The 10,701-nt window shown below is 62.4% G+C and carries 9 protein-coding genes; all 9 read right to left on the bottom strand.

Going from position 1 to position 10,701, the window contains the following annotated elements; translation table 11 throughout:
• Positions 1 to 2: 2 nt before the first annotated feature.
• From GEOBRER4_RS08485 to GEOBRER4_RS08445, 9 genes are read right to left on the bottom strand one after another with little or no spacing between them, the layout of a single operon-like run.
• Complete coding sequence (locus GEOBRER4_RS08485; protein WP_226377948.1) at positions 3 to 2,072, bottom strand: glycosyltransferase; 2,070 nt, start codon at positions 2,070 to 2,072, stop codon at positions 3 to 5.
• A 17-nt stretch (positions 2,073 to 2,089) separates the two neighbouring features.
• Positions 2,090 to 3,265, bottom strand: coding sequence for a glycosyltransferase (locus tag GEOBRER4_RS08480; protein ID WP_185245024.1), 1,176 nt, complete (start codon positions 3,263 to 3,265; stop codon positions 2,090 to 2,092).
• Positions 3,258 to 4,214, bottom strand: coding sequence for a glycosyltransferase (locus GEOBRER4_RS08475; protein WP_185245023.1), 957 nt, complete (start codon positions 4,212 to 4,214; stop codon positions 3,258 to 3,260). Before GEOBRER4_RS08475 ends, GEOBRER4_RS08480 begins: the two co-directional genes overlap by 8 nt.
• Positions 4,215 to 4,221: 7 nt before the next feature.
• A complete protein-coding gene (locus tag GEOBRER4_RS08470) occupies positions 4,222 to 5,430 on the bottom strand; it encodes a DegT/DnrJ/EryC1/StrS family aminotransferase (protein WP_197971400.1) in 1,209 nt (402 codons plus the stop codon).
• 11 nt (positions 5,431 to 5,441) lie between these two features.
• Complete coding sequence (locus tag GEOBRER4_RS08465) at positions 5,442 to 5,984, bottom strand: class I SAM-dependent methyltransferase (RefSeq protein WP_185245021.1); 543 nt, start codon at positions 5,982 to 5,984, stop codon at positions 5,442 to 5,444.
• Positions 5,985 to 5,986: 2 nt separating this feature from the next.
• Complete coding sequence (locus GEOBRER4_RS08460; RefSeq protein WP_185245020.1) at positions 5,987 to 7,270, bottom strand: ATP-grasp domain-containing protein; 1,284 nt, start codon at positions 7,268 to 7,270, stop codon at positions 5,987 to 5,989.
• Positions 7,267 to 8,559 (bottom strand): glycosyltransferase family 4 protein, encoded by a 1,293-nt coding sequence (locus GEOBRER4_RS08455; RefSeq protein WP_185245019.1) that lies wholly within the window; start codon positions 8,557 to 8,559, stop codon positions 7,267 to 7,269. Before GEOBRER4_RS08455 ends, GEOBRER4_RS08460 begins: the two co-directional genes overlap by 4 nt.
• On the bottom strand, positions 8,556 to 9,857 hold the full coding sequence (locus GEOBRER4_RS08450) for an ABC transporter ATP-binding protein (RefSeq protein WP_185245018.1): 1,302 nt from the start codon (positions 9,855 to 9,857) through the stop codon (positions 8,556 to 8,558). The genes GEOBRER4_RS08455 and GEOBRER4_RS08450 overlap by 4 nt, the downstream gene beginning before the upstream one ends.
• A complete protein-coding gene (locus tag GEOBRER4_RS08445; RefSeq protein ID WP_185245017.1) occupies positions 9,854 to 10,690 on the bottom strand; it encodes an ABC transporter permease in 837 nt (278 codons plus the stop codon). Before GEOBRER4_RS08445 ends, GEOBRER4_RS08450 begins: the two co-directional genes overlap by 4 nt.
• Between the last annotated feature and the right edge of the window lie 11 nt (positions 10,691 to 10,701).

The following is a 10,701-nucleotide window of genomic DNA, read 5'->3' as shown; positions in this document are numbered from 1 at the left end:
CTTCAATTCTTCGTCTTGGGCGCCCTGCCCAGAAGGTATCCCACTCTTCCGGCCAGATCCTCAGCCCTCCTGACCATTTCCGTCTTCAGGGGACGCGAGGGGCGCAGCAAAGCAAAAGGCGTTGCCGCCATGAGAAAGAGAGCGGCGGAAAAAGCCATGAGGTAGGATGCAGAGCAGATGCGCCTCCCCTGCATCACGGCGAGCGATCGGCCGGAGTTGTAGCTGCGCCTCAGGATGAAAGATACCGTGGTGAAGCGCGCCGGTGTCCAGTGCCGGACAAAGATGGCTGGATCGTACCAAAACAGGGGGTGCTTCGAGTAGAGCCTTTGGGCAAAATCAGTTTCTTCACCTGGCCCTGTGCTTTCACCAGTTGCGCATCCGTACCTCGGTGAGAACCCGCCCAGTTCCTCAAGAGCACTCTTTGCGAAAGCCATGTTGGCGCCGGAAAACCCATGCTTGGCGCGGGGCGGCTTGAGGAAACCGGCGCCCTTTCCCCAACTGCGCAGCTCGAAGTCGTCGCAAAACCAGGAAGGTGGAGTGGCCTCGTACCAGGGGCGAATCTCCCCACCTACGGCTACCGGTCGCGGCGACATGGTAGTAAAGGCGGCGACGATACGCTCGCACCACTCCGGGCATGCCTGGGCATCATCGTCGATGTAAGCGACGAGCTCTCCCTGGGCTTCGCGCCAGCCGCGGTTGCGGGCGTGGCTGACACCCTGCCGGGGCTCGAGCACCAGCCTGAGATTGGGGATGCGCGGCGCAAAGGAAGAGGCGACCGTGCGGGTCCCATCCGTCGAATTATTGTCGATGACGAGGACCTCGTAGCGCTCCTTATCCAGGGTCTGCCCGGCAAGCGACTGCAGGCAGTGCCTCAGCAGGGCCTCCCTGTTGTAGGTGCACACCACCACGGAAAGGAGCGGTCTCATCGGTTCCCCCGCTACGGCAGGTAGGGTGGCAAAGAGCTTTCCGTAGTAACTTTCGAATCCTTTTCCGGAGAAGTTGGCAGCAGCATGGGCGTAGGCTGCATCGGATAACCGGTGCAGAAGCGGCCGGTCCTGGTGCAGCCGCTCTACGATGGCCGCAAAGCGTCGGACCAAGTCATCTTCATCGCGGCAATCGCCGAGGAGAAAACCGTTTTCGCCGTCGCGGAGATGGTGACTGATGCCCCCTACGTCTGTCGTCGCCGGAACGACGCCGTTGGCCATGGCTTCCATCACAACCATCGGGAAGCCTTCCCTTTCCGAAGTGAGCAGCAGGATGTCGCTGGCGCGGTACACGGCAGCGACCGCTTCCGGGTCCTGCAGTTCGCCCGTGAAGCGGCAATAGGGATGGTCAGCCAGATCAACGGCATGCATGAGCGCTCCGACAAGGGTGAAATCGGCCGGCACCCCTAGCTCATGGCAAAGCCTCGCGATGCGGCCTACCAGATGCACCCTTTTCTCTTCCGTCCCCCGCCCCACGTAAAGAACCCGGAGCGGCTCCGTTGCCACCCTCTCTGGCTTTACAACCGGGACAGCGACACCATTCTCGACTACGTCGATCCGCTTCAGGAGGTCGTCTGGCATGTTGCAGTCGGCGTACTGGCGGTTCAGATCCTCGAAGGTGTGGTAGTCGATGACGATGCGCCGGTCCAGCCGGGCAGCAAGCGGCAACGAAATCGACTCGATGCCCCCCCCGAAGGCGTGGATTAGGTCGACAACGAAGGCATCCTCCTTAAGGTAGGGCAATAGGGTGTAGAAAAGCGGCGTGTTGGAAGAGAACACCAGAGGTCTGGTCGAGCTGTTGATGACCGCAGCCAGGTACCCCACCACGACCGCGGCCGACACGGGATTGCCGGTCCACCTGGACAGTTCCACGATGCGGGCGTTTTCGGCAAAGGTCTCACGGAGGGCGTCGCCCTGCGAACGGTGAGTGATGAAGACCAAGGGACTTCTTGGCGCCGCTTCTTTGATTATTTCCGCATGTACCCGCTCAGCCCCCCCCACATGGAAGAACGGGAACAGGAAGAAGACCTCCGGGACCCGGCTGCTAGGGCGCAGACGATAGAGCAAGGTTCCTAGATGGACCAGCATGTTTTTCACGGCATCTCTCACGGGTCAGGCCACCCTTCACCGATAAAACCGGTGGTGAGGTCGAACATCCGGGAAACGGAGAATTCCCCCTCGGCCCGCCTGCGCATAGCCTCCCCCAGGCGGGAGCGCAACGCTTCGTCGCAAAAAAGTTCAGCTACCCGCTCCCCAAGGAGTTCCGCATCGCCGCTGGGGGCTAGGAAACGATACCCTTGGGGCCCCACCGCCTCGCGTACCCCCGGGATATCGGACGCGACGACCGGCAGTCCGGCAGCCATCGCCTCCAGCACGGCATTGGGAAGACCTTCGCTCACTGCGCTGTGAACGCACAGGTCGCAGGCGTACAGCAGCCCGGCCACGTCACTTACCGCCCCGGCGAAAAGGACGCTATCCTGCAGGCGAAGCGACTCCACCAGGCCTTGTAGCGCCTGGTACCCATCGTCGTGCCGTCCCGCAAGGACAAGCACCACCCTGCCCCGGGCGTCAGGGTGGACGTTATCAAGGAAGTGCCTCCACCCCCTCAGCAGCGTGGCATGGTCCTTATAACCGTGGATGTTGCCCAGCATGCAGGCGAGAAAGGCGTCTTTCGGCACCCCGAGCCTCGTCCGCCATTCTTCGCGTGCCGCCTGGGGGGCGTCCAGCACCACACCGTTCGCAATCACCGCCACCGGGCGCCCCTGCAGGCCATACGCGTCCTGCAGCGCCTGTCTTCCCTGTTCCGAGTTGGCTATGAAACGCGGGGTAAGGCGCACCGCGAGCCTGTGCCACAACCCACTATCCAGGAAGAAGCCGGCGTCGCGCTGGTTCCAGACGCAAAGGCGCGCACCGGTAAACCTCCAGGAGAGCCCGCACAGCAGGTTGGGCAGGAAGGTGTAAGGAAGCAGCAAGTCGGGCTTCTCGCGCCTTAACAGCAAGGCCAACCTGGAAAGGAGGGCGATGTTGGCCGGGGCGTGCCTTACCCCGAAGCGCCACTGCAGCCCCAGGCATTTCCAGGGTATCCCAGACGCCTCGCACAGCTGCGACACCCTTCCCGGTGCTGCGCCCAGCCCCCAGACCTGCACGTCGCAGCCGCAAAGGTCGCGCAGCCGGCGGGCCAGAAGGAGCCCCTGGCGCTCTCCACCTCCCAGCTCCAGGTTTCCAAAGACGAAGATCACCTTCTTGCCGCTGAGCTTTAAGAGCAGGTCTTCCCTATCCATTTCCAGCTCCACCCCCGCAAGCTTGCATGGCTCCGGCGATGAACCGGTAAAGCCGCGGTGCGTAAAGCTTCAGGGCCAAAACGGCCCGTTCCCTGCCGCTGGCGGCGTTGAAAGACGAGCGGAGACCTTTCCAAAACGCCTCTCTGGCTGGCCCGACTGCCCCCATCTCTTCCAGGCACCGGGAAATTCTGTAGTAGTACCGGGCCATCTCGCGCCGCACCAGGTGGTCGTATTTGCGCCCCAGGTGGTCGTTTATGGCACTGTAAGCCTCGACGATCGCCTCAAGCCTCGGCGCAAGCTTCTCGCCGGACCAGACCCCGCCTGCGTGGACGCGATAGACGGCCATGGTGTCGTTCAGGAAGCCGATGTCCCCGTGCTGTGCGTTCAGTACGTGGAAAGGCCAGTCCCCCTGGCGCAGGGAGAAAAACCACTCGGGGAATTCAGTTATGAGCCCGCCTCTCGTCACGGCAGAACAGGTCGGGATGAAGTTCTCGACCACCAGGTCCTCCAGGGTCGACACCGCCCTGTCGAACCCCTCGGGGAAGGTGACGGACGCCGACGGATCTTCGGCAGTGGCTATGGCGACCGGGTGAAAGCAGATGGCACACCCGGGATTGGCGTCGAGAAAATCGACCTGCTGCTGCAATTTATCCCTGCTGCTCCAGTAGTCGTCACCGTCCAGCAAGGCGAGGTATTCTCCACGGCAGGCGCGGTAGGTCTCGACGAAGTTACGGTGCATCCCCAGGTTCTTCTCCGGCAGGAGCAGGCGTATCTTGTCGGGGTGCGCGTCCCGGTAAGCCAGCACGATGTCGCGGGTGCCGTCGGTGGAGCAGTCCTCCCCAATAACGATCTCGTAATCAAAATTCACCGTCTGCATCAAGACGCTGTCTAGCGCCTGCGCGATGAATTTCTCATGGTTGTAGGTGATGATCAGAACGCTTAGCTTCATCGGCCTCTCACCCGGTGGTCACCTTCCGCATCACCTCCGGAGCGTGCTCTACAGCCAGTTTGATGATGCGGCAAATCTTTTCGATTTCCCCCGGACCGACGGCGGTTCCGGTCGGCAGCAGCAGGACTCTTTGTGTCAGGGCTTCGGTGTGAGGCAAAAGGAGCCCGGCATGGGGGAAGTAGGAGCGGTACGGCTCCATCCGGTGGCACCCAGGGTAGAAATAACGGCGGGCGACCACATTTTCGGCATGCAGCACTTCCATCAGAGCATCGCGGCTGATCCCGGCCGAAGCGTGGTCCACCTCGCAGACGATGTACTGGTAGTTGTTCCGCTCACCTTCCTCGTAGGCGATGAGGGAGATGCCGGGCACACCGGCAAGCCCCTGGCGGTAAACCTGATAGTTCGCCCGGTTGACCGCCACGAACTGGTCCAGGTTTTCCAGCCCGACCAGGCCGAAGGCGGCGGAGACCTCGTTCATCTTGCCGTTGGTGCCGATGTAGACGACGTTGTCGTAGCCGGCGAAGCCGAAGTTTTTCATAAGCCGGATCTGCTGCGCCAGATCGTCGTCGTTGGTCGCCACCGCCCCCCCCTCCAGGGTGTTGAAGAACTTGGTGGCGTGGAAGCTGAAGACCTCGGCGTTGCCGAATCCCCCCACCATGCGCCCTCCGCGGGTGCAGTTGAAGGCGTGGGCGGCATCGAACATGAGCTTGAGATTGTGCTTTTGCGCTATCTCGCTCAGGGCTTCAACGTCGCAGGGACGCCCCCAGAGGTGGACGCCGATTATCCCGGTAGTGCGCGGCGTAAGCAGTTTCTCCACGCAGCGGGGGTCGATGTTGTGGGTCAGGGGGTCGATGTCGCAAAAGACCGGGGTTATCTCCTGCCACTGCAGCGAGTGAGGGGTGGCAACGAAGGTGAACGACGGGACTATCACCTCCCCCTTCAGCCCCAGGGCCCGGATGGTGATCTCGAGGGCGACCGTGGCGTTGCACATGGCGATGCAGTGCTTCACCCCTAAAAGCGAGGCGAGCCTTGCCTCGAGTTCCTGGACGCACTCGCCGTTGTTGGTCAGCCAGCGGCGGTCGAGGATGCCGTCTATCTGCCGGTGGAACTCTTCGCGGTTACCGATGTTGGGGCGGCCGACATGTAGCGTTTCATTGAAAGCGGGTTTTGCCGAGAAGAGCGCCAAAGCGCCGGCTTCGTTATCGGATCCTGGCATAACTGTCATCCCTACCTCTTGCGCGCTACCACGGTGTACTGGACCGGCATCAGGGGGCGCCCTGCCGTCTCCACCTGGTCCAACTCGAGGATGTCGTAGTTTTTCAGCAGGGCTCGCAGGCCGTGCTCGGTGAAACGCCAGCAGTCAGGCAGCGGCCCGTGGATACGGAAGTTGAACGGCACGCTGAGAAAAAGCATCCCCCCAGGCTTTAGGATGCGCAGTATCTCGTCCACCGCGTCGAAAGGCTGGAGTGTGTGTTCGAGCACCTCGGTACAGACCACGTAGTCGAAAGTCCCGTCCGCGATAAAATCGTTTCGACGGCAGATGTCCCCGATGTAGGTGCATCCGGAGCCGGGATCGATGTCGAAGCTCTCGACGGTTATCCCTGCCGGGAAGAAGGGTCGGGCCCCCTCGTGAACCTGCGGCGCTATATCGAGCAAAAGCGCGGGCTCGACCGCATGGCGCCGCGCGGCGCCGGTTAAAAAAGTCCTGATGTTGCTGCGGATGAGCGCCAGGAATTCCCGGTCCATCTCGCTGACCACGACCTCGGCCATTCTCAGTTCCTCCCGTCCATAAGCATCTCCAGCATGCTGCAATCAAAGGTCTTGATGCCAAGCCGCTCCGTGGCCACCTTCCTCTCGCTGAAACTGTCATCGATCAATATGGCGTCCCCTTCCCTGATAAAATCCGCCTTGGCATCGTTCTTTTTCAGGTGGACGATCTCGCAAAAAAGCCCGGCGAGACGGTGCCTGGCTAGGGTCGCGGCAAGATCGCCCTCGTGCTTGGTAAGAAGGACCACCTTCTTGCCGTTGTTGAGGCACTGGTAGATGAAGGCAACCACCTGGAGGTTCACCCGGTGGTTCAGGATCAGGGTGTCGTCCAGGTCTATGTAGGCGGTGCTGAAGTCGACGTCGTGCCGGTACCGGTTGACCAGCGAGCGGTCGATCTCAACCTCGCCGCCGTTGGTCATGATGGTAAGCGGCATGCGCTCCTGCTCGTAAAGGCTTAAAAGCGGGAAATTCACCCCCAACACCCGGTGCAGGGCCATGGTCCCGGCGATCCGCGGCGCGACCTCGAGCAGTTTCAGCACTCCTTCGCGGTCCTCCTTGAGCTGAAAGAACCAGGCACCGTGAAAGGCAAGCCGCGATGCGATCTTCGCGGCGTATTCGGCGAAGATCTCCTGTTCCTTGGAGACCCTGCTGCTCATGGCGATGCCGCTTTTCATCCTCACCCGTTCGCGCCCGCTGCAAAAAAGAAGGCCGGCCTCGCGGTCGGAAAAGCAGTCCACGGTGTACTCCCTGCCGGGAAGGTACTCAAGCGCGATGCGCCCGGGCCTCTCCTGCAAAAGCCGCAGCAGCTGCTGCGGGGAGTCGGCACGGTGCGTGTCCTGCGCCCCCTGCCCCTGGTCCGGCTTGACGAAGACCGGGTAGGAGGACACCGATTCGGGGCCGGCATGAAGCGCCGGAGTCGGGACCGCATCGGCCAAGCGGTTGTAGGTCCTCGACTTGGAGCGCGCGACCAGGCAGGTGTCGAGAGGGGAAGTGACGATTCTTGCCTGGATCTTCGCCGCGTTTTCAGCCAGGGCCACGATGACGTCGTCGTAGGCGGGGAAAATGTAGTCGATGGCAAACTCGGCGATAACCCGGTTCAAGTCGTCGATCCACCCCGGCTCGAAGATGCTGCGGATCGTGGCGTGCCTGGCGAACACGTAGGGGGCGTGGTTCGAGACGGCCGTCCCGGCCGAGAAAAGCGTCACCTCCTTGCAGAGGTGAAGGCTTCTGTGGACCTCCAGCCCTATTTCCGTTCCCCCAGGGAACACGAGGACGTTGAACTTCTTCATGCCGTCACCTCTTCACCCTTTTCCTGCGCCAGGGCAGCCGCGCCTTCCTTCTCCCCTTGACCGTCCATGCAGGACAGCAGCGCTTGGAGCCTGGGCTGCATCTGCCGGCGGATGTCGAAAACTCTCAGGAAGGAGTCTCGGCAGCGCGCAGCCAGTTCGTAGAGCCGGTCCGGGTATCGGTAGTATTCCAGGACGATTTCCGTCACCCGCGCGGGGTTGCTCGGAACGATCACGATGTCTTCGCGGTCGACGAAGCAGGGGTTTAGATCCAGCGGATCGCTGCAAAAAACTGCGACGCCGCAAAGCCCTGCCTCTATGCAGCACCCGGTGGGAAAACCGTCGAAGGCCCCCGGGGCGAGGACGAACGGTACGTTGGGAGACAAGATGATGTCCATTCCCGCATAAAAGGAAGGGAAGAAGTCGGTAGTCCTTGTGCCGTAGAAGGTGACCTTCCCTTCCAGCCCCCCCGAGGGGAGGTCGCTTGGGCCGAAGGTGCCGACGACGTGGAACCGGATGTCGGGACAGACGGCCACAAGGCGCCTCGCTGTCTCGGTGAAGACGTCGAACCCCTTGTCGATTCCCCCTTCCATGTACTTGTGCGCCACAAAACAGATGTCGAAGCTGCCCTTCTCAGTCGGGTAGCGCCTCCGGGGAAGCTGCCGTGCCTGCAGAAGCTCCGACGGCAACACGCCGCCGTAGATGAACTCGACCTGTTCGGGGAGGCAGAATTCTCCCTGCAACAGGTAATCCCTGGTGACCTTCTGCGTCACGATCACCTTCCTGAAGTTGGGCGAGGAGAAGACCCTGCGCAACTTCCTGTCCGACTCCTCCTGCCCCAGGTGGAACCCTCCGCCGGGGTAGAGGGTGAACGCGAAAGGGATCCCCGCCTGATCGATCTCTTCGATGAAGCGGTACGCGTTGTTGATGAAGATCAGGTACATGAGCCGGCACCGGATCTTCCCGAAGCCGCCAAGAAGGGTGACCCTGCCGCGGAAGCCGGGATACTGCCGTTCATACTCCTCGATCCAGCCCCTGAACCTGCGCCAGTTGGCGCTGAAAGGGACCAGGGCGGCGGCCGAGCGCACCTGTGCGTCGGGGAACTGCTCCAGGTAGTAGTTGTACTCAGCCACCCGGAAGGCGGAGACCAAGTTGGGGAAGATGTCGTCGACGATCACCAGGGACGGCACCGCCTTGCCCCCTTTGCCGGCGGCGGTCGCCGGCCGGGTGCGGGCCAGGAATGTCCGGCAAACCTCGCCTATGCGCCTGGATATGCCTGATGGGATGCTCATGGCGCCGGCTGCTCCCCACCCACCCCGGCGGCTACCTGGGTGTGCCACTGAAGGGGGGGCCTCACCACGCCGCCCCAGGTGCCGAAGAAATTCCCCCTGCCGGCGCCCGAATCGACCATGTCAAAAGAGACCACCCGCTCCGCGAGGCCGATGACCTGCACCCCGTCCTGCACCAGGAGCACGCTGAGGCTGAAACGCCCCTCGTTGAGAAGGGAGCCAGGGATCTGGCACCTGCTCCTGAACGTCCCGGTCGGGTGCCCCTTGAGGTACCAGTTGGGATCGCTGGTGGACGGGGAAGCGAGGACGTAGACGTCGTCCTGGCTGTAAAGCGAAAGGGAGAGGTTAAGGACAGCTCCCGGCCGATGCACTAGATACTCGACCTCGACAATGACGGGGGCGGCGAGATCCGCCAGTTCCAGCAGCTCGCCGGCAGCGTCGAGAAGGGTCACCGACTTAAGCGAGGCGTGCTCGTTTCCGGGGGCCAGGGCCGGGTCCTCCCAGACCCTGCGGTTGGCAAACTCGCAGCAATGCTTGAGATAGCCGGCGACCAGGGCGGCCGCGTCCCCCTGCCGGCAGACGCGGCCGTCTTCCAGCCAGACCGCCTTTCGGCAAAGCCGCTGCACCGCTGTCATGTTGTGGCTGACAAAGATGACGGTCCGTCCTTCCTGCCCCACCGCCTCCATCTTGCCCAGGCATTTCTTCTGGAACTGCGCGTCGCCGACAGCCAGCACCTCGTCCACCACAAGGATCTCCGGCTCCAGGTGGGCGGCCACCGCAAAAGCCAGGCGCACGTACATCCCCGAAGAGTACCGTTTGACCGGGGTGTCCAGGAAACGCTCGATCTCGGCGAAATCGACGATCTCATCGAACTTGCGCTTGATCTCAGCGCGCTGCATCCCGAGAATGGCCCCGTTCAGGAAGATGTTCTCGCGGCCGGTCAGCTCTGGGTGAAAGCCGGTCCCAACCTCTAAAAGGCTGGCCACTCTGCCCCGGATGCGGACCGAACCAGCCGTGGGCTCCGTAATGCGGCTCAACACCTTGAGCAGGGTCGATTTCCCGGCGCCGTTGCGCCCGATGATGCCGACGCGCTCCCCCGGCTTCACGTCGAAGGAGACCCCGCTGAGGGCCCAGAACTCCTCTTCCCGGGGGGGCGGAACCGCCCCCTTCACCAGACGTCGGTAAGCAGAGGAGAAGCCGCCGGTGATGACGTCGCGCAGCGCCTGGTACTGCTCGCGTTGCCGGTGGGAGATCAGGTATTTCTTGCCGAGGTTTTCAACGCAGATCGCGGGCATGGTCATATCACGTCCGCCATGGTGCGCTCGGTCCTGCGGAAGAACCACAGGCCGGTGCATAGAAGAAGTAGGGAGAGAAGCGTGGAGAGGGCCACGCCGGGCCAGAATATCTCTCCCCTGCCGCCCAAAAGCGCCCAGCGGAAGCCATCGATGACCCCGACCATGGGGTTGAGCGAGTAGAGAAGGCGCCAGGAACCGGGGACCACCGTGGTGGAAAATCCAACCGGGGAGACGTAGAGCCCGAACTGGAGCAGGAAGGGGACAAGGTAACGAAAGTCGCGGTACTTCACGTTGAGCGCGGCGCACCATAGCCCCGCACCGCATACGGAGAGACAGCAAAGAAACAGGAACAACGGGAGCGCGGCTATGCGCCAGTCCGGCAGGAAGCCGTACCAGAGCATCAGTCCCACCATCAGGAGCAAGGAGATGACGAGGTCGACCAGGCTTGCCAGGATGCTCCCCAGGGGCACGATCAGGCGCGGGAAGTAGACCTTGGTGAGCAGATTGGCGTTGCCGATGAGCGAAGCGGAACTCTCCGAGAGGGCGTTGCTGAAAAAGGTCCAGGGAAGCAGCCCGGCGAAGACCAGCAGGGGGTACGGGACCGCCCCGGAAGGCATCTTGGCCAGGACGCCAAAGACAACTGTGAAGGCCGCCATGGCGAGCAGCGGCCGCAGCAAGGTCCAGAGCACCCCCACGGCGGTCTGCTTGTAGCGCACCAGGATGTCGCGCCAGACCAGGAACCAGAGCAGCTCCCGGTACCGCCAGAGGTCGCGCCAGTAATGCAGCGCAGGCGCGTCGGGCTCGATCAGGATTTCTTGTGGGGTTTCTTCTCTTGCCATGGCCTCTTGCT

The sequence above is a fragment of the Citrifermentans bremense genome (assembly GCF_014218275.1).
GTDB classification, from domain to species: domain Bacteria; phylum Desulfobacterota; class Desulfuromonadia; order Geobacterales; family Geobacteraceae; genus Geomonas; species Geomonas pelophila.
The sequence above is the reverse complement of the archived record's forward strand: the minus strand, read 5'-3'. Positions and strand labels throughout refer to the sequence as shown.

Coding starts and splice junctions, on each gene's coding strand:
- GEOBRER4_RS08460 (WP_185245020.1), bottom strand. CDS start 7,270: ATGAAGAAGTTCAACGTCCTCGTGTTCCCTGGGGGAACGGAAATAGGG.
- GEOBRER4_RS08475 (WP_185245023.1), bottom strand. CDS start 4,214: ATGAAGCTAAGCGTTCTGATCATCACCTACAACCATGAGAAATTCATC.
- GEOBRER4_RS08450 (WP_185245018.1), bottom strand. CDS start 9,857: ATGACCATGCCCGCGATCTGCGTTGAAAACCTCGGCAAGAAATACCTG.
- GEOBRER4_RS08470 (WP_197971400.1), bottom strand. CDS start 5,430: ATGCCAGGATCCGATAACGAAGCCGGCGCTTTGGCGCTCTTCTCGGCA.
- GEOBRER4_RS08480 (WP_185245024.1), bottom strand. CDS start 3,265: ATGGATAGGGAAGACCTGCTCTTAAAGCTCAGCGGCAAGAAGGTGATC.
- GEOBRER4_RS08445 (WP_185245017.1), bottom strand. CDS start 10,690: ATGGCAAGAGAAGAAACCCCACAAGAAATCCTGATCGAGCCCGACGCG.
- GEOBRER4_RS08485 (WP_226377948.1), bottom strand. CDS start 2,072: ATGCTGGTCCATCTAGGAACCTTGCTCTATCGTCTGCGCCCTAGCAGC.
- GEOBRER4_RS08455 (WP_185245019.1), bottom strand. CDS start 8,559: ATGAGCATCCCATCAGGCATATCCAGGCGCATAGGCGAGGTTTGCCGG.
- GEOBRER4_RS08465 (WP_185245021.1), bottom strand. CDS start 5,984: ATGGCCGAGGTCGTGGTCAGCGAGATGGACCGGGAATTCCTGGCGCTC.